A 17,725-nucleotide genomic window follows, 5' to 3' on the forward strand; every position below is an offset into this window, starting at 1 on the left:
TTGAAGTTAAAAAATGTGGCTGTCTTGAAAGAAAAAAGTAAATTGAATAACCTAATTAAAAGTAACACTTGTTGCGCTAGAACCTTGAATGCACCAACTCAATAACAAACATATAATTGGAATATTATTCTTAATCTCAATTCTGACCTCTTGCAAGTCCGAAATGAAAAATGAATTGACCGAAAAAACATTTCCTGTAGTAATTGAGGAATATTCAAAAAGCAGATTTCATCATTCTGACACAACAACTTTAACTATCCGAAAAAATGACAGCATAAACTTTCATTTATTTGGACTTGAAAGTGATGGTGAATATGAAATAATTATGGACTTACCTTTCGAATTCAATCTGAACGATAGTTCCCAAATTCTGATTGACAAAATTCCTGTAAAACTGATTTCCGAAAAACAGTATTCTGATAAAAACAATCGATTGACTGTCAAGAAATATTATTACGACATCGAAAATCAGGCAGATGAAGAAGGAAACTTTTTTGTGATGGAAGACAGAATTATAGCTTTTAGTTCAGATGCTTGGAATTTGCAAAAATTTTATAAATATGAGAATTCGAAAATTACAGAATTACTAAAAAAAGATACAACTGATTTCTTTTATAGATTTAAAAACGACAGAATAATTGAATAAAAGCCAGTTGCCAACACCGTATAAAAATAATGCTTAGTTTAGTGCTTAATCAAGAGTCCGTGCACTTTTGTTACGTCTGATTTTCCTGCGGAAAATCCTAGCACACAAAACCGCACTATTCTTATACATAAACGTTGTAAAATATAAAATTGTTCAGATCTATAATGAACGAAATATATTGAGTTTCATACCTCACTTTCTATTAAACTTACCAGTCTTACTCCTTCCCTAGTGTGGCTTTTTTGCTAAGGTCACGGATGAAAAAAATGATTTTCAAAACTGTCCTGTTTTTAGGGAAGCCTACAAAAAAGGGAAGCCTACATTACGGAGAGTAATACTTAGAATGTATATAATTCAATGCTAGAAAATTGAAATCTATCTATTAAAAAACCGATATTAGTAGTTGGTATAATTTAGAGAGTATATTATAGAATTAAATATGATAAATTATTTAAAATTCAAAAAATATAGTAAACAAGTACTATTTGTTTTATTAGTCTCTATATTAACTACTTTTTCTGGTTTAGGTCAAAATGGTAATTGGGTAGGAACCTGGAGTTGTGCACCTTATGCAGCCGGATCAACAAACACCCCTCCTCCTCCTTATTTAACTAATAATACGCTGCGCCAAGTGGTACGTGTATCTATAGGTGGTGATACATTACGTTTAAAGTTTTCAAACAAAACCAGTCCTCAAGCACTTACGCTTCAGGCAGTTAACATCGCTGTTTCACAAGGAGGAAGTACTATTGATTCAACCACATTAACTTCTTTAAAATTTAATGGAAATACTGCAATTACTATAGCTCCTTTCGACACTCAAGTTTCAGACGCTGTAGCATTTGCGTTAAAGCCGGGTATGCATATCGCTATTACTACTTTTTATGGTAATCTAGATGAATCGTCTAATATTACCAGCCACGTTGCCTCACGTACAGACTCTTATATTCTTACAGGTGATCAGACTTCATTAGGAATATTTAACAATCCTACAATAACTGCGCATTGGTTTCATATAAATGCTATAGATGTTTTAACTCAAGAACCTTCGGCCTGTATTGGTATTTTGGGAGACTCAATTACAGATGGTTATGGACTTTCGGGAGGTTTACAAAATAGATGGCCTGATATTTTTTCGCAGCAATTGCTGAATGATTCCCGAACAAAAAATATTGGAGTATTAAATTTGGGTATTGGCGGTTCTACACTTATAGGCTCTGGCATAGGCAGATATAAAGACGATTTACTGGCACAGGCAGGTATAAAATATATCATTCTATTTTATGGCACCAATGATATCTATTCTAATGCTTCAGCAGACGAAATTATAAAAGCGTATCACAAAATTATAACCGATGCACGTGCTCAAAACATAAAAATTTATGGTGCAACGATTACCCCATTTAAAGGCAGTGGACATTATTCTAAAGCTCACGAAATTGTTAGAAAGGATGTAAATGAGTGGATTAGAACTCCTGGTAATTTTGATGCTTATATAGATTTTGACAAAATCCTAAGAGACCCTGCCGACCCTGAAAAGATATTAAAAAACTATACTGAAGACTGGTTACACCCCAATATTGAAGGGTATGTATTACTGGGGAAATCTGTTAATCTTAATCTTTTCTCGATGAAAGAGAATTAAGTTCATTCCTATAATTCAATTCAAAAAATTTAAATTTCTGTTAAGATTTAGTTTAAAACTAAACGAATGGTTAGTTTTGTAGTGTAATTAAAATTAATGGCTCGTAAAAAGCAATACATAGAAGAAGAAGTGATCGCCAAAGCAATGAATTTGTTTTGGCGTAAAGGCTATGAAAACACGTCTATGCAAATGCTTGAAAAAGAAATGGGCATTAATAAATTTTCGATTTATTCAAGCTTTGGCAGTAAACACGGTCTTTTTTTAGAAAGCTTGAAATGTTACAAGTCTAAAGTAGCAGCGATGTTTGAGAAGTTTAAAAATGCTACAGAAGGTGTTGATGATATCAAACAGTTTTTCTATGATTCGGTTGAGATAAGCTCTGAGAATGAATCTGAAAAAGGTTGTTTACTTACTAATACATATAATGAATTTTCAGAAAGTGATGATCCTTTAGTAAATGATTTAATGAGTTCATTTATGAATACTCTCAAAGATCTTTTTATCGAAAAGCTGAAATTAAGTGGTTACACAAATGAGGGTGAACTTATAAAACTTGCAAATTTTCTAGTTCTCGCTAAGCACGGTCTTGCTGCGGCTTCTCGTGTAAATACAGATAAAGAAATTAAAGATTACATAGAAATGACGTTTAAAAACATATAAACGTTTTTTTTAAGCTAAAACTAAACGAACGTTTAGATATTATACTAAATAATAAAATTGATAACTATGACAACTTTAAAAATTCACGATTTAGAAACTGCTCCAGAAGCGAGCAAACCCTTTTTAGAACAATCACAAAAAACCAATGGTATGATTCCAGGTTTACACGGTGTTTTAGCTGGTGCTCCAGGATTATTAGAAGGCTATCAGAACTTACATAAGCTGTTTATGGATTCTTCTTTTGATAAAGATGAATTAACAGTAGTATGGCAGACTATTAATGTAGAACACGAGTGCCACTATTGCGTTCCTGCACACACAGCTATTGCTAATATGATGAAAGTAGATGAGCACATTACAAAATCATTACGTAATGAGACTCCATTAGAAAATTCAAAACTAGAAGCATTACGTACGTTTACATTGTCTATGGTTCGTAATCGCGGTAATGTAGCGCAAGCAGATCTACAGGCATTTTACGATGCAGGTTATGGTGAACGTCAAGTTCTTGAAGTAATCTTAGGTCTATCTCAAAAGGTAATAAGTAACTATACAAATCACATTGCAAATACTCCGGTAGATGCTCCTTTTGAAAAATTTGCCTGGAAAAAATAAAGCGAGTTCCTAAACACTCTTTATAAAATGCTACAGACCTTTTACTATTTGTAGAAGGTCTCAGCATTTTTCTAATAACAATTTAAATTATAACTATGAGTATTTTAATAAAAGATAAAATCGCCTTAGTAACTGGCGCAAATCGCGGAATTGGTAAAGCAATTACAGAATCATTTTTAGAGCACGGAGCTAAAAAAGTATATCTCGCCGTAAGGGATATTACTTCTACTAAAGAGCTTGAAGATAAATACGGAAATCGTGTTGAGACTTTAGAAGCAGACGTATCTGATACACAATCTATAAAAAGATTAGCAGAGCAAACTCTTGATGTTGCAATTGTAGTTAATAATGCAGGAATAGGGACACCCTGTGCAACTCTTGAAGAAGATGTTTTAGAAAGCTTAACGAAACAACTTGATGTTAATGCGTTTGGTCTTTTGCGTGTAGCAACCTCGTTTGCTCAAACATTAGAAAAAAATAAAGGTGCTCTTGTACAGCTCAATTCTGTGGCATCAATAAAGAATTTCCCTCACTTATCTACGTATTCTGCATCTAAAGCTGCTTCGTATTCTTTGACTCAAGGATTAAGAGCAGAACTAAGTCCTAAAGGAGTAACTATATTGAGCGTACATCCAGGACCTGTGGATACAGATATGGGCGCTGCAGCAGGATTTGAAGATGGTGCAGATACCTCGGTGATTGCTGAAGGAATTGTAACTTCTCTTGAAGCCGGAGATTTTCATTTATTCCCTGATGAAATGGCTAAACAGTTTGAAAGTGCATATAGTAACTTTTCTGAAAATATCGTCTTAGCGGATCTTTCAGAATAATTAAATATTGAACTATGATAAAATTAACTGTAATGTATCCCAATAATGTAAACTTAACATTTGATAAGGATTACTATTTAAGCAAACACGGAAATCTAATTGCAGAATTATTAGGTGAAGCAATTATAGATTCTGATGTGAATTTTGGTATTGCTTCAGCATCACCCACTGAGCCCGCTCCTTATGCTGTGATTGCAAATATCACTTTTAATTCTATGGAAAGTTTTGAAAAATCGTTTGGGGCTAACGCTGAAACAATTTTAGCAGATTTGCCAAACTTTACTAACGCAAACCCGGTTGTTCAAATAAGCGAGGTAGCGTAATTCAATCATTCTTTTAAACTAATCAATTATGAAAATTAAACTGTTATCAGGAATAGTGAGCTTGGCATTAATCTCTTGTGGATTTAATGACTCTTCTAAAAATACAACCAGTACTGAGGATACTCAAGAAGAAAAAATAGCTGAACCCGAATTTCAAAATAAAGGTCACGAATTAATTTATGCAGTAGTTCAAAAGGTTGGAAATAAAGATTCACTTTGGGCAAAAAATGATGTGATTTACACATATACTTACAAAACTCCAGACGGAAAAACTGATATTAGTACCGAAAAATACCTTTTTGATGGTGAACTTTCTTATGGTGCTTATTCTACACATGAACGCACACTTCCTGAATTAGAAGGAGTAATTGAGCAGGGATTTGATGGTGAGAATTTTTGGTTACGTCACAACGATACCTATTTATCTGATGAGGAAATGATGAAGCAAGTTGCTTTTAATAGACCTACTAATTTTTACTGGTTTACGATGATGCAAAAGCTACTTGACGACGGTATAAACTATGAATACTTGAATAAGAAAACCATCGACAGTACTACCTATGACGTTGTAAAAATAACTTTTGATCTTAATGAGGATAAACCTACAGACATCTATCAGGTTTATATCAATGAAGAAACTAATTTAATAGATCGCTTTTTATTTACAGTAGCAGATTTCAATGTTATAGAAACTCCGTATTTGATGGTTTTAGAATATGAAGAAATCGATAATATGCTGATACCTACTTCTCGTAAGTACAAAAAATCGTCTTGGGAAGGTGAGTTAACAGATGAGCCGTGGATTTATGTAAACTGGACCAATATCAAATTTGATAATGGTCTCAATAAGAAATTTTTCACAAAATAAAGGTGATGACTTATACGCTTTCAGAACAATTATCTAAGCAGCAATTAGCCGGTCTTGTATTTAAAGATGTTTTTAGAACCACTACAGATAAACCTGGGTTTTTCCATATTAATTTGGGCAGCGATAGTTCATCAAAAGCGTTAAGGTCATTAATGGTAAGACTTAAAAATGAGCTATCACTATTATCGTTAGCTCATTTTAAAAAGTCATTAGCTTACCATTGGTTGGTGCGGTTTGATCAACAAGTAAATACTCCGTTTCACATTGATAATGCAGGAGATCAATCATTTCTTATGCTAGGTTATGAACCTAGTGAAATTGCCAGTGAGTTATCTCTTGCAGATTTTCATAGGTATGCAAAGGCAGATTTAAAAGCTTCGGAAAACTATCTTAACACTTTTGAGCCTGTTTTTAAAGCTAATGAATCTCAACTGGCTCCTTTTACAACCACAATAAATTCTTTTAAGGAAGACTCGTACAACCTGGTGATTATAAATAATAGTCACCCCAGATCTACGGAAACTTTAGGTGTTTTTCATAAAGCACATATTAAAAATAGTGATCTACAAAAAAGCAGAATAGTTAACTCGATGCTTATAAATATGGTTGATGAATCTTTTGAGAATAAAACGGAACCCAGCGAAACAAATTTCATAGACACTTCTATAATAAGTAAATAAAAAAATATGGCTAATAAACTGAAAATTGATATTGTATCTGATGTTGTTTGTCCGTGGTGCATAATAGGCTACAAAAGACTAGACAAAGCAATTAAAGAATTAGGTCTGGAAGACCAGATAGAATTAGAGTGGCAACCATTTGAGCTCAATCCATATATGCCTGTTGAAGGTCAAAATTTACGTGAGCATATTGCAGAAAAATACGGATCTACCACAGAGCAACAAGAAGAATCTCAACAACGTATGATAGATGCCGGTGCTGAGCTGGGGTTTACATTTGATTATTTTGAAGAGATGCGTATGGCTAACACTTTTGATGCGCATATCTTGCTAGAATATGCTAAGGATTTTGGGAAGCAAACTGAATTAAAAATGCAATTAATTAAAGCATTCTTTAGCGAGCGTAAAGATGTTTCCAGAAAAAGTATACTTGAGGAGGCTTTACTGAAAGTAGGTCTCAATGCTGAAGAGGCACTAGAACGCTTAGACAGTGAAGAAGCACGCTATGAAGTGCGCACAACCCAATCATACTGGAAAAATCTGGGTGTAAACTCAGTTCCTACATTTATTTTTGATCGTAAAAGTGCATTAACAGGCGCACAGCCGGTAGATGTTTTTAAAAAGGTTCTTTCTGAAGCTACTCAAATTAATAATTAACGAACCAGAAGCTTTAATTTTTAAGTAGTGTTATATTTAAAAACGTTGCATTCTCAAATTGAAGAGATTGCAACGTTTTTTTTCTGATTAGGCTTTAGCCGTAGGTTTCCCCCAATATTTAGCTTCAAGTGTCTTTATATATTTAATAGAAGATTCAGAGAATATAGATGGGCTGGCTTTATCTTTTTTTGCAGCTTTATTATAGAGATAAATGAAATAAAACGGATTCTGTATATTTTTTAAAAGTTGCTTTTTATAACCATTACGTACTATAATATCTGCCATATAATAACCAGGGCAGTGACCACTCGTCCATTTAATTAGATTGCGATAGTCCCGTTCCGTTTTAAAAGAGGTACCCTTAGATTTTTGTAATTCAATAATATTAGTGTTTGCAATCTTTATAATACTATCTGCCTGATCAAGCACAAATTCTTTGAATTGAAGTTCTCCAGGTATTTCATCTTCAAACTGAATATTCTTTGGCTTATCTATCATATCTGCAGAACCTTCATTAAGCACTCCATTTAAAAAATAGAGTAACCCCAAATCTGCCTCTGCTACGTTCTCAAAACTTACAGGATTTCTTAAAACGTGGTGCATCTCGTGTCCTGCTGTACTTCCTAGGTTTATTTTGTCTTGATTGTATAAATTCCATAGCGTCGCGATCACCACTTCACCCCCGGCAATAGCATCATTTTCAATTCCTATTAAATAAAAATTTACTCCAGTTTCTTTGCGTTGTAAATACTTGGGAAGCCACTCAAAAGCTTGTTCATACAGTATATCTATATACTTAGGATCTTCAAGTTGCTTTTGAAATGCTTTCAATTCTTTCTCATACTTTTTATAAACATATACTTTGTAGATAAACCAATATGAAGATGGATCTTTTTCTATAGCCGGAATATAGGTTTGTAATAAACTATCGTTTTTGGGCATATAAACGAGTTCTAAATTATTTCTAAACCGTTCTAAATAGTTTGCATCAAAACCCTGATTATCTACATATGTTCTGTTAGCTTCTATTGCTAAAAAATCATCCCATTTTTCTTTGGAAAGTGAATCTCCATTCTTCAGCGTATCAACTAAATTCCAATAGGCATTTAAGGGTTCAAATTGCATTGTCTGCGCTATAGGATAAAATGGAATAATAGCCATCAAAGCGATAAGCAATCTGGTTTTATATATGGAGTTCATGTATAGATTTATTTGAATCAAATGTAATTTTTTTCACTTTACTATATTTTAAAATAATATCCTATTAATTCAAATTTGATGAAATACAAAAGCACTTGACACAATAAGAATTTTAGTGATTTAAAACAAATGCAATTGAAACATAAGTCTCCATAAATAAGCTCTTTTCACTACTTAGTATTCTATTTTTCCTTCTAAATTTACCTTCTTATATTTTTTAGATATGGGAATATTTTATGCTGGAGTAAAAAAATATAATTAAACGTATTGATTTTATAAGGTTTTTGAGGAATTACGACTAGTTATATCGATTAATCATAATCACCTCTCAAAATATCGTATCAAAATACGTTTCGAAAAAGTTAACCCCTATTACCGGGAAATAATCAGTAATACATTTTATGGATAAATTAAAAGGAATAGCCTTTGTATCTATAGGCGCAGCAAGCTATGGCGTTCTGGCAACAATAGTAAAACTGGCTAACAATGCAGGTTTTGGTACCGCTGCCCTTACCTTTCTACAGTTTGTTTTTGGAGTGGTGGTTTTGAGCATTATCTCTTTCTTTCTATCTAAGAAACAAGAAAACCAAGAGCAGAAATCTCAAAAATATTCGGCTAAATATCCCAAACTGAAATTAATTCTTTTTGGTGCTCCTTTAGGTTTAACCAGTTGTTTTTACTATTTGGCGATACAATATGTACCGGTTTCTATAGGTATCATTCTTCTTATGCAAACCGTTTGGATGAGCATAATACTTGAGTATTTTATAGATCGCCAGCTCGTAAACCGAACCAAACTTATAGGAGCAGTTGTGGTATTACTAGGGACGGTTCTCGCATCGCGTATTTTTGAAAGTGATTTTAACTTTAGTGCTGTTGGCTTTGGATACGGTTTTCTTGCCGCCCTATCGTATACTTTCACGATGTATGCTACAAATAAAGTTTCGGTAGAATTGCCTAATATCACCCGAAGTAAATATCTGGTTTTAGGCGGTTTTATAGCCATTCTCCTGTTTTGGAATATTCAGATTATCGAAGAATTAAATACTGTGACACTTATAAAATGGGGTGTTGTATTAGGTCTTTTTGGTACTGTCTTACCTCCTATTCTTTTTAATAATGGAGTTCCTAAAATAGGTGCAGGTTTAGCAGGAATACTGGCAACATTAGAAATACCGGTTTCTATATTGAGTGCCTATTTTATGCTGAATGAACGCATAGGGATTTTACAGGCTATAGGTATTCTTATAATTCTAGTAACGATTATAAAAATTAACATGCAGAAACAAAGCACAAAAATCAATTAGGGTATTAAAAGTAATGCGTAATTCCTTAAGAGATAGGTTGGTGATACATTACAGACTTAAAATAAAATAATCGTTATATTTATTACTTATAGCTAACTATGATCAACACTAACCTAAGTACAGACTTGCAAAATGACATTTTGAATGTCACACAAATTAGTGCGATTCCTTCAATACTAAATGTCATTTGTCGCACTACAGGAATGAAATTTTCTGCAGTAGCGCGCGTCACAGATGAGAAATGGATTACGTGTGTTTCACAAGACGAATGTAACTTTGGCTTAAAAACGGGAGATGAGTTGGTTTTAGAAACCACAATTTGCAACGAGATTAAACAGCATCACAACCCGGTTATTATTGATGAAGTGGTTAGCAATGCCACCTATTGTAATCATCCTACTCCAGCGCAATACGGGTTTCAAAGCTATATATCTTATCCTATTTATAGAAAAAATGGAAGTTTTTTTGGTACGCTCTGCGCCATAGACCCTGAGCCCGCAAAAATAGACAATCAGGAAACTAAAGATCTATTCGCTCTATATGCGCAGCTTATTTCCTTTCATCTAGATGCGGTTGAAGAAGTTAATGACTTAAATATTAAGCTTAAAGAAGAAAAACATATAGGTGAATTACGGGAAACATTTATAGCAATTTTAGGTCACGATCTACGCAATCCTGTAGGTACAACCCGAATGTGTGCAGATATTTTATTACAGATGAATCTGCCCGAAATGGCAAACAGACAGGCGAGTACTATAAAAAGTACCTCCTATCGTATGCAGGGTCTCATTGATAATTTATTAGATTTCGCTAAAGGACATCTGGGTGAAGGCATACGACTAGATCGTATAACGAATAATCAAGCGCTTAAAAAATCACTAAATCAGGTTACTAAAGAACTTAAAACGATAGATACACATCACAAAATCACCTTAAATATAGATTTAAAGCAAGATGTAAATTGTGATATTAATCGCGTGGGGCAATTGTATTCTAATCTACTCGGAAACGCAGTTAAACATGGTGCCGCAGAAGAGCCTATTATAGTAGATGTTTTGGCCATAAATAATAGTTTTTCTATACGCGTTTCAAATTCAGGTGATGAGATTCCCAAAGCAAAAATGCTCAACCTATTTAAACCTTTTTTTACAACCAATTCTGCTAACAACAAATCTGGTTTAGGCTTAGGTCTTTATATTTCTTCAGAAATAGCAAAAGCACATAACGGAATTATTGAAGTTACTTCAACTCAAAAAGAGACTAATTTTGTTTTCTCAATGCCTATTTAGAGTCAAATTATAGGGTCATTAAACCCTATAATTCAGTTTCTAACTAATAGAATATAATTTTAAATCATCTTCATCTTAAAAAATTAACGTTATCTTCTTGTATTATTTTTGATTATAATACGAAGTAACGTGTTAATTACCTTACATTCATTTATCTACATAATTTGATTTCTTAACACGTTAAATCAATCCCGTTAAACTTATTTTAAATCAACTAAATGGATTTAGTAAAGACCATGTCTCATGTAATTTTGGGGTAATGTTTAACCTTAAAAATTAAGCAATGATAAAAATGACCATGTTTTTGAGAAGAAATCCAAAACTCACTCACGAAGAATTTGTAAAGCACCATATTGAAATTCACGGTCCACTCTTTAGGAAAATCCCGGAAGCAGATAAACATTGCATTCGTTATATACAAACCCATCCCATAAAACAAAAAACGAGTGCTGTAGAAGTTGAAGATTATGACGGGACTGCAGAACTTTGGTTTGATAGTTTAGAAGGTCTTGAAAACACACTCAATTCAGATTTTTATAAAAATCATGTATTCCCCGATGAAAAAACTTTTTTAGATCACGAGAATACACAGGTAACCATTGGCAATCAAGTAGAAATTATAACGAATTCTAACTCCTAAATTATGAGCACAACATCACGTATACGCGGTATAGACCACATTGGGATCACCGTACCTAATGTAACCGAAGCTTCACAATTTTTAAAACAGGCTTTTGATGCTAAAACATTGTATGACTTGGTACAAAAAGATGAAGAACCTATGGAAGGTGAGGAAACTGAAAAACAATTAGGTATTCCTCAAGGAGCAAAAGTGGTACATATGAAACTTATGCAACTGGGTAAAAGCGCCACTTTAGAGCTTTTTGAATTTGAAAATACAAGTCAGAAAAAGCCTGTTGCGTTAAATGATTTTGGCATTACGCATTTTGCAGTTTACGTAGACGATATAACGTATGCTGCAAAACGTTTTAAAACTGCCGGTGGCGAATTACTATCACAACCGCACGGTTTGGGTGGTATAGAAAAAGGACCACATAATGCCGGGGTTTATGGTAGAGCTCCTTGGGGTAGTCTTATTGAATTGATAACATACCCAGACGGATTACAAACAGAATATATAAACCGCTGGACCCCACCACAAAGAAATTAACAAGCGATCTAATTTTAAAAATCCCAATTTTATATTGGGATTTTTAATTTAACCTAATCAATACGCTAAGGTCATAAAGATTTTGAGATAAGCTTAACAACCTCTCAGGAAAGGCAATGACTACTTTTACGACTTTAAAGATGATTCACTTTAAATTTAAAATATGAGTTTTTTACAAGCGATGCAGCATAGATACACTACAAAAAAATATGATGCATCAAAAAAAATAGGCAGTCAGAAGATCGAAGAGTTAAAAGAAATTTTACGTTTATCACCTTCTTCTATTAATAGCCAACCCTGGAAATTTACCTTCGTTTCTGATCGTGCTACTAAAGAGAAACTTTCTAAAGTATCCTGGATAAATACTAGCAAAGTTACAGATAGCGATACGGTAATTGTACTAAGTAGAATAGATAGTTTAGCTGCCTTTGAATCTCAAATTGAACGTGAATTACCCGAGGGCGCTGTAAATTATTATAAAGAATTTATAAAACCACAACCCGAAGCGCAAACCAAAGCCTGGTTTGAAAAGCAGGTATATTTAGCATTAGGTGTTTTATTAAGTGCCTGCGCAGAAATGGGTATAGATGCGACTCCTATGGAAGGTATAGAACCTGAGAACTACGATAAAATCATAGGTCAATCAGATTATACCACACTGGTAGCAGTTGCAATAGGTTATAGAGATCCTGAAGATGCCAACCAACCTAGCAAAAAACCAAAATCTAGAATTGCTTTAGATCAGATTATAGAAACTATTTAAAAGATAAACCTACTCAATTTAAGAAGTCTGAAAATGCATCCTACATTGTATTTTCAGACTTCTTAAATTAAAAAAATAACCTTAGTTCTTCTAGCTATCATTAGAAGTTTATTGCCTTTTAATCTAAACCTTAACACTTCTAAACTCTTTAAAAACCTTTAAAAAGGGGAACTTTGCATTCCTTAAAAATAAAACCACAACCCTACCGCGCTTAAATTATGAGTAAAGTAAAAACAGCTATTAGCGCAACCTACTTTAGCATTATAGGAAATACCATACTTGCAATATTAAAAGGTATTGCCGGTATTTTTGGTAATTCTTATGCACTAATAGCCGATGCTATCGAATCTACAGCAGATATTTTTGCTTCTTTTTTAGTGCTTTTTGGTTTAAAATATGCAGACCGTCCGCCAGATGATAATCATCCTTATGGTCACGGTAAAATAGAACCCTTAATTACTTTTCTCGTAGTGGCATTTTTAGTGACTTCTGCCACAGTAATTGCGTACGAGAGCATAGAAAATATTCAAACTCCGCACCTCGCTCCAAAATCCTGGACACTTTATGTCTTAGGAGCTATTATTATTTGGAAAGAGACTTCTTTTCGGCTTGTTTTAAAACGTAGTATAGAGACTAATAGTTCGTCGCTCAAAGCAGATGCCTGGCATCACCGTAGCGATGCAATAACTTCGGTAATGGCATTTTTAGGAATAAGTATTGCACTTATTTTTGGAGAAGGATTTGAAGCTGCAGACGATTGGGCAGCATTACTGGCATCTGGTATTATTTTATACAACGCATATCTGATCTTTAGACCCGCCCTGGGCGAAATAATGGATGAAAACAGATATGATGATGTCATAGAACTGGTACGCGTAAAATCGCTCGAGGTACCCGGAGTTTTAGAAACCGAAAAAGCCTACATACGTAAAGCAGGGATGAATTATCATCTTGATTTGCACGCTATCGTAGATGGTACGATAAGCGTAACCGCCGGTCATATTATTGCACACAAATTACAAGACCATTTAAAAGAAGAAATTCCCAACCTCAACTTTGTACTAATACATATTGAGCCCGGGAATCCTTTAAAATTTCAAACTACAGAAACAGATTAGTTTCCGAAGCATTTTCTATTTACATAACAGTTACAAACCTGCTGCCGCGTCCTGATCTAAAAACCAGATCAATTTACCGTTTTTAGGAGCAACTAAACTCGCAGGAAACTTCTTGTAATCTTCGCGCTCATTAATAATAGCAGATACTTTTTCTTTTTTGCCCGCTCCGGTTACTAAAAAAGCAACAGTTTTAGCCGCATTGATGACTTTTCCGGTAATGGTAATACGTTTTTGTCCACTCTCGGGATGCGTCGCCACTTTACAGCTTTCGGGCATTTCCCACAATTCAATTTGATGTGGGAAAATAGATGCAGTGTGACCATCATCGCCCATACCTAAAATAACTAAGTCAAAACAAGGTATCCCATTTAACGCAGGTAAATTATCACGTAATACATTTGTGTAGCGTTTAGCTTCTTTTTCGGGGTCATCTTCCCCTAGTATCCTAAAAATATTAGCTTCAGGAATCGTGATTTTAGAAAGTAGATGTTCTACCGTCATTTTATAATTGCTCTCGTCATCTGAAGGCGGCACACAGCGTTCATCGCCCCAGTATAAATTTACTTTTGACCAGTCTATATCTGCACCAAATTCTGATGCCAGTTGATCAAAAACTATTTTGGGAGTGCTTCCGCCAGAAAGGGCAATATGCACCTCTTCCCCGGTTGAACACAATTCTTTAAAAAATTCTGAAAAATCTTCAGCAACACGTTGCTTGTTTTCTTGTATACGTAAGTCCATAAGTATGGAAATATTTAATTAAAATTCGGTTTATATAAGACAGAATCCGGTTTCGTCTGTAAGCAGTTCCCCGGGATTACGCCACCCGTTAGCATCTTCTATAAGATCGTCTGAGTTTTTAGGACCCCAGGTTCCTGCAGGGTACCCATAGGTATTTACATCATTGCCGTTTGCCCAGTAATCTAAAATAGGATCTACAAAAGCCCAGGCTGCCTCCACCTCGTCTGCACGTGCATATAGCGTTGCATCACCTTGCATTGCATCAAGAAGTAAACGCTCATAAGCTTCCATAATATTAGAATCTGCAAGACTGCTGTAGTAGAAATCCATATTTGCACGCTCTACCTGAAAGCCCTGTCCTGGTACTTTTACACCAAATTTGATAAGAATACCTTCATCTGGTTGTATACGTATGATGAGTTTATTGTCTTTATTATTAATATCCTGATCTTTAAAAACCTGGTGATGCGGTGATTTAAAATGAATGACAACTTCAGTCACTTTTGTAGGCATTTGCTTTGCGGTGCGCACATAAAATGGCGTATCCTTCCATCTCCAGTTATCTACAAAAAACTTGATAGCTGCGTAGGTTTCCGTTTTAGATTCAGGATCAACACCTTCTTCTTCTCTATAACCTTTAACACGTTTACCATCTATACTAGAAGCCACATATTGACCCCGCATGGTGTTATCAAAAAGTTCTTTTTCAGTCTTCATAATGCGTAAAGATTTTAAAGCTTTTACTTTCTCATTACGTATTTCTTCGGCATTAGAATTTATAGGCGGCTCCATTACAATTAACGAAACAATCTGCAGCAAGTGACTTTGAAACATATCTCGTAGCGCACCCGATTTGTCATAATAACCACCACGCTTCTCTACTCCTACCGTTTCTGCATTGGTGATTTCTACGTGATGAATGTAGTTACGGTTCCATAACGGTTCAAATATTGAATTTGAAAAACGAGTTACCAGTAGGTTTTGTACTGTTTCTTTACCTAAATAATGATCTATGCGATAGATTTGATTTTCTTTAAAATATTTCTGAAGACCTTTATTTAATTCCTGAGCAGTTGCAAGGCTATACCCAAATGGTTTTTCTACTATTATACGTCTAAAACCTTTGTCAGAGCCAGATCCTTTAGTTAATCCCTGATCGGTAAGATTTTTGGCAATAGGCTCATATAAACTTGGTGGTGTAGAGAGGTAAAACATAAAACTGCCGTCTGTACCACACTCTTTGTCAAGTGATTCTATACGTTTTTTGAGATCTGTATAATCTGAGTCATAATCATCGCCTAAATCCTGATAATACAACAGGTCTGCAAATTTCTTAATGAACTCCTTATCTTTCTTTTTAACTTCTTCTTTTAAATACGGACTTTCATAAACAACTTTTTTACGAAATTCTTCGTCACTCATATCACTACGGCTTGCACCTAAAACGACAAAATTTTCAGGAAAGTGACCGCCTTCATATAAATGATATAATGCAGGTATTAATTTACGAGCTGTGAGATCTCCCGAAGCTCCAAAAATGACCAGCAGTTGATTTGATGTAGAATTCATAAAGAATATTGGTTTTTTATTGATTTTTGTAGTCTTAATTGGTTATCTGTAATTATAACATGAGTTTATAGAATAAAGCAGTAATAAGTCAATGTTATCATTTAATTTTGGCAATAACCAATACAAAAATAAGGCATCTTATCTGCACACAAGAGGCTTTATAAAAACATTATAGTGCAAATTAAAAAGAACAATAACTAATTATTATGGAGCATAAAAATTATGATTTTGGCCTTGTAGGTCTCGGTGTAATGGGACGTAACTTTATTTTAAACGTCGCAGACAACAATTTTAAGGCTTACGGTTATGATCTAGATCAAGAAAAAGTAGATGCACTCAAAAAAGAAGGTGGTGATCTGGCTAAGGTAGATGCCTCTTCAGACATTACCACTTTTGTAAATGCGCTTTCCGCTCCGCGAAAAATTATGTTGCTGGTTCCTGCAGGTAAAATTGTAGATCAGGTAATAGAAACCTTACTTCCTCACTTAGATAAAGGTGATATCATTATAGATGGCGGTAACTCATTTTTTACAGATACAGACCGTCGTGAAGCGTATTTAAAAGAAAAGGGCATTAATTTCTTTGGAGCCGGTGTAAGTGGTGGCGCAGAAGGAGCTCGTAAAGGCCCTAGTATAATGCCGGGTGGTGATGCAGAAGCATATACCCACATCAAACCTATTTTTGAAGCGGTTGCAGCAAAATTTAAAGGCGAACCTTGTGTTGCGCATTTAGGACCAAAATCTGCCGGAAATTATGTGAAAATGGTTCACAATGGTATCGAATACGGTATGATGCAACTAACTTCAGAAATCTATGACCTGCTGAAAAAAGCTTTGAATTTGAGCAATGATGAATTGCACCAAATTTTTGATAAATGGAATAATGGCCGTTTACAATCATTTTTAGTTGAGATTACTGCAGAAATTTTTGCTCAAAAAGACGATTTAGGTGATGGTGCTCTGGTAGATATGATTCTTGATAAAGCCAAACAAAAAGGAACCGGTAAATGGACCTCACAAAACGCGATGGATCTAGGAATACCTGTACCTACGATAGATGTTGCGGTTAGTATGCGGGAGATTTCGGCATTAAAAGAAGAACGTATTGTTGCCGATAAATTATACAGTAGACCAGAACCACAGGCTATAGACAAAGACAAATTAATTGCAATGGCAGAAGAGTCTTTGTACTTCTCCTTTATAGTTGCTTATGCACAAGGTTTACACCAGCTTGCAGATGCATCTAAAGAATATGAGTACGATCTTGACATGTCTGTTATCGCAAAAATATGGAGAGCCGGTTGTATCATTAGATCTGGTTTATTAGACTCGATTTCTGAAGCATATATTTCAGATAAATCATTACCTAACTTATTATTAGCACCTTCATTTGTACCTAAGGTACAGGAGACTATGGCTTCTGTGAGAGCAACGGTTTCTTATGCTGCATTAAGCGGTATTCCGGTTCCGGGATTGTCTGCTTCTTTAAATTATTTTGAAGCGTACACATCAAGTTTATTGCCGCTTAACCTTATACAGGCGCAGCGTGATAACTTTGGTTCGCACACCTATGAGCGTATAGATCGCGAAGGTATTTTTCACACAGAGTGGGGAAAATAAAACACCATAAAATATAATTTAAAA

At 34.5% G+C, this 17,725-nt stretch carries 19 protein-coding genes; 16 read left to right on the forward strand and 3 right to left on the reverse strand.

Annotated elements, in window-relative coordinates; translation table 11 throughout:
- Window positions 1–163: 163 nt before the first annotated feature.
- The 9 genes from ACIGAM_RS13345 to ACIGAM_RS13385 all read left to right on the forward strand — a co-directional run bounded on the left by ACIGAM_RS13345 (window position 164) and on the right by ACIGAM_RS13385 (window position 6,924).
- Entirely contained in the window at window positions 164–646 is a 483-nt protein-coding gene (locus ACIGAM_RS13345; RefSeq protein WP_396511942.1) for a hypothetical protein, read from the forward strand.
- 439 nt (window positions 647–1,085) lie between these two features.
- A complete protein-coding gene (locus ACIGAM_RS13350; RefSeq protein ID WP_396511943.1) occupies window positions 1,086–2,291 on the forward strand; it encodes an SGNH/GDSL hydrolase family protein in 1,206 nt (401 codons plus the stop codon).
- A 96-nt stretch (window positions 2,292–2,387) separates the two neighbouring features.
- Window positions 2,388–2,951, forward strand: coding sequence for a TetR/AcrR family transcriptional regulator (locus tag ACIGAM_RS13355; protein ID WP_396511944.1), 564 nt, complete (start codon window positions 2,388–2,390; stop codon window positions 2,949–2,951).
- A gap of 66 nt (window positions 2,952–3,017) precedes the next feature.
- Window positions 3,018–3,566: a carboxymuconolactone decarboxylase family protein gene (locus ACIGAM_RS13360; protein WP_396511945.1), complete on the forward strand. Its 549-nt coding sequence runs from the start codon at window positions 3,018–3,020 to the stop codon at window positions 3,564–3,566.
- 95 nt (window positions 3,567–3,661) lie between these two features.
- Window positions 3,662–4,396, forward strand: coding sequence for an SDR family oxidoreductase (locus ACIGAM_RS13365; RefSeq protein WP_396511946.1), 735 nt, complete (start codon window positions 3,662–3,664; stop codon window positions 4,394–4,396).
- A gap of 14 nt (window positions 4,397–4,410) precedes the next feature.
- Window positions 4,411–4,719, forward strand: coding sequence for an EthD family reductase (locus tag ACIGAM_RS13370; RefSeq protein ID WP_396511947.1), 309 nt, complete (start codon window positions 4,411–4,413; stop codon window positions 4,717–4,719).
- A 28-nt stretch (window positions 4,720–4,747) separates the two neighbouring features.
- The gene (locus tag ACIGAM_RS13375) at window positions 4,748–5,587 is read left to right on the forward strand and encodes a hypothetical protein (RefSeq protein WP_396511948.1); all 840 of its coding nucleotides are present in this window, start codon (window positions 4,748–4,750) and stop codon (window positions 5,585–5,587) included.
- 5 nt (window positions 5,588–5,592) lie between these two features.
- Window positions 5,593–6,267 (forward strand): hypothetical protein, encoded by a 675-nt coding sequence (locus tag ACIGAM_RS13380; RefSeq protein ID WP_396511949.1) that lies wholly within the window; start codon window positions 5,593–5,595, stop codon window positions 6,265–6,267.
- A gap of 6 nt (window positions 6,268–6,273) precedes the next feature.
- Window positions 6,274–6,924 (forward strand): DsbA family oxidoreductase, encoded by a 651-nt coding sequence (locus ACIGAM_RS13385; RefSeq protein ID WP_396511950.1) that lies wholly within the window; start codon window positions 6,274–6,276, stop codon window positions 6,922–6,924.
- An 87-nt stretch (window positions 6,925–7,011) separates the two neighbouring features.
- On the opposite strand, the gene ACIGAM_RS13390 is transcribed toward ACIGAM_RS13385, so the two are convergent.
- Window positions 7,012–8,124, reverse strand: coding sequence for a DUF5700 domain-containing putative Zn-dependent protease (locus ACIGAM_RS13390; protein ID WP_396511951.1), 1,113 nt, complete (start codon window positions 8,122–8,124; stop codon window positions 7,012–7,014).
- A 401-nt stretch (window positions 8,125–8,525) separates the two neighbouring features.
- Here ACIGAM_RS13390 and ACIGAM_RS13395 point away from each other — a divergent pair, with 401 nt between their 5' ends.
- The 6 genes from ACIGAM_RS13395 to ACIGAM_RS13420 all read left to right on the forward strand — a co-directional run bounded on the left by ACIGAM_RS13395 (window position 8,526) and on the right by ACIGAM_RS13420 (window position 13,772).
- Window positions 8,526–9,431 carry an EamA family transporter gene (locus ACIGAM_RS13395; protein WP_396511952.1) on the forward strand — a complete coding sequence of 302 codons (906 nt, stop codon included), beginning with the start codon at window positions 8,526–8,528 and terminating at the stop codon, window positions 9,429–9,431.
- Window positions 9,432–9,529: 98 nt separating this feature from the next.
- Entirely contained in the window at window positions 9,530–10,720 is a 1,191-nt protein-coding gene (locus ACIGAM_RS13400) for an ATP-binding protein (RefSeq protein ID WP_396511953.1), read from the forward strand.
- Between the two features lie 283 nt (window positions 10,721–11,003).
- A complete protein-coding gene (locus ACIGAM_RS13405; protein ID WP_396511954.1) occupies window positions 11,004–11,360 on the forward strand; it encodes an EthD domain-containing protein in 357 nt (118 codons plus the stop codon).
- 3 nt (window positions 11,361–11,363) lie between these two features.
- A complete protein-coding gene (locus tag ACIGAM_RS13410; RefSeq protein WP_396511955.1) occupies window positions 11,364–11,891 on the forward strand; it encodes a VOC family protein in 528 nt (175 codons plus the stop codon).
- Window positions 11,892–12,054: 163 nt separating this feature from the next.
- On the forward strand, window positions 12,055–12,654 hold the full coding sequence (locus ACIGAM_RS13415) for a nitroreductase family protein (protein ID WP_396511956.1): 600 nt from the start codon (window positions 12,055–12,057) through the stop codon (window positions 12,652–12,654).
- Window positions 12,655–12,872: 218 nt separating this feature from the next.
- The gene (locus ACIGAM_RS13420; RefSeq protein ID WP_396511957.1) at window positions 12,873–13,772 is read left to right on the forward strand and encodes a cation diffusion facilitator family transporter; all 900 of its coding nucleotides are present in this window, start codon (window positions 12,873–12,875) and stop codon (window positions 13,770–13,772) included.
- Between the two features lie 30 nt (window positions 13,773–13,802).
- On the opposite strand, the gene pgl is transcribed toward ACIGAM_RS13420, so the two are convergent.
- Window positions 13,803–14,513 carry a 6-phosphogluconolactonase gene (gene pgl / locus ACIGAM_RS13425; RefSeq protein WP_396511958.1) on the reverse strand — a complete coding sequence of 237 codons (711 nt, stop codon included), beginning with the start codon at window positions 14,511–14,513 and terminating at the stop codon, window positions 13,803–13,805.
- 30 nt (window positions 14,514–14,543) lie between these two features.
- Window positions 14,544–16,082: a glucose-6-phosphate dehydrogenase gene (zwf, locus tag ACIGAM_RS13430; protein WP_396511959.1), complete on the reverse strand. Its 1,539-nt coding sequence runs from the start codon at window positions 16,080–16,082 to the stop codon at window positions 14,544–14,546.
- A gap of 206 nt (window positions 16,083–16,288) precedes the next feature.
- Here zwf and gndA point away from each other — a divergent pair, with 206 nt between their 5' ends.
- Window positions 16,289–17,701: an NADP-dependent phosphogluconate dehydrogenase gene (gene gndA / locus ACIGAM_RS13435; RefSeq protein ID WP_396511960.1), complete on the forward strand. Its 1,413-nt coding sequence runs from the start codon at window positions 16,289–16,291 to the stop codon at window positions 17,699–17,701.
- Window positions 17,702–17,725 lie beyond the last annotated feature (24 nt).

This window comes from Leeuwenhoekiella sp. NPDC079379 (genome assembly GCF_044542075.1).
Classification (GTDB): domain Bacteria; phylum Bacteroidota; class Bacteroidia; order Flavobacteriales; family Flavobacteriaceae; genus Leeuwenhoekiella.

Coding starts and splice junctions, on each gene's coding strand:
- ACIGAM_RS13400 (WP_396511953.1), top strand. CDS start 9,530: ATGATCAACACTAACCTAAGTACAGACTTGCAAAATGACATTTTGAAT.
- ACIGAM_RS13345 (WP_396511942.1), top strand. CDS start 164: ATGAAAAATGAATTGACCGAAAAAACATTTCCTGTAGTAATTGAGGAA.
- ACIGAM_RS13415 (WP_396511956.1), top strand. CDS start 12,055: ATGAGTTTTTTACAAGCGATGCAGCATAGATACACTACAAAAAAATAT.
- ACIGAM_RS13410 (WP_396511955.1), top strand. CDS start 11,364: ATGAGCACAACATCACGTATACGCGGTATAGACCACATTGGGATCACC.
- ACIGAM_RS13350 (WP_396511943.1), top strand. CDS start 1,086: ATGATAAATTATTTAAAATTCAAAAAATATAGTAAACAAGTACTATTT.
- gndA (WP_396511960.1), top strand. CDS start 16,289: ATGGAGCATAAAAATTATGATTTTGGCCTTGTAGGTCTCGGTGTAATG.
- ACIGAM_RS13355 (WP_396511944.1), top strand. CDS start 2,388: ATGGCTCGTAAAAAGCAATACATAGAAGAAGAAGTGATCGCCAAAGCA.
- ACIGAM_RS13395 (WP_396511952.1), top strand. CDS start 8,526: ATGGATAAATTAAAAGGAATAGCCTTTGTATCTATAGGCGCAGCAAGC.
- ACIGAM_RS13405 (WP_396511954.1), top strand. CDS start 11,004: ATGATAAAAATGACCATGTTTTTGAGAAGAAATCCAAAACTCACTCAC.
- ACIGAM_RS13420 (WP_396511957.1), top strand. CDS start 12,873: ATGAGTAAAGTAAAAACAGCTATTAGCGCAACCTACTTTAGCATTATA.
- ACIGAM_RS13375 (WP_396511948.1), top strand. CDS start 4,748: ATGAAAATTAAACTGTTATCAGGAATAGTGAGCTTGGCATTAATCTCT.
- ACIGAM_RS13365 (WP_396511946.1), top strand. CDS start 3,662: ATGAGTATTTTAATAAAAGATAAAATCGCCTTAGTAACTGGCGCAAAT.
- pgl (WP_396511958.1), bottom strand. CDS start 14,513: ATGGACTTACGTATACAAGAAAACAAGCAACGTGTTGCTGAAGATTTT.
- ACIGAM_RS13390 (WP_396511951.1), bottom strand. CDS start 8,124: ATGAACTCCATATATAAAACCAGATTGCTTATCGCTTTGATGGCTATT.
- ACIGAM_RS13385 (WP_396511950.1), top strand. CDS start 6,274: ATGGCTAATAAACTGAAAATTGATATTGTATCTGATGTTGTTTGTCCG.
- ACIGAM_RS13370 (WP_396511947.1), top strand. CDS start 4,411: ATGATAAAATTAACTGTAATGTATCCCAATAATGTAAACTTAACATTT.
- ACIGAM_RS13380 (WP_396511949.1), top strand. CDS start 5,593: ATGACTTATACGCTTTCAGAACAATTATCTAAGCAGCAATTAGCCGGT.
- ACIGAM_RS13360 (WP_396511945.1), top strand. CDS start 3,018: ATGACAACTTTAAAAATTCACGATTTAGAAACTGCTCCAGAAGCGAGC.
- zwf (WP_396511959.1), bottom strand. CDS start 16,082: ATGAATTCTACATCAAATCAACTGCTGGTCATTTTTGGAGCTTCGGGA.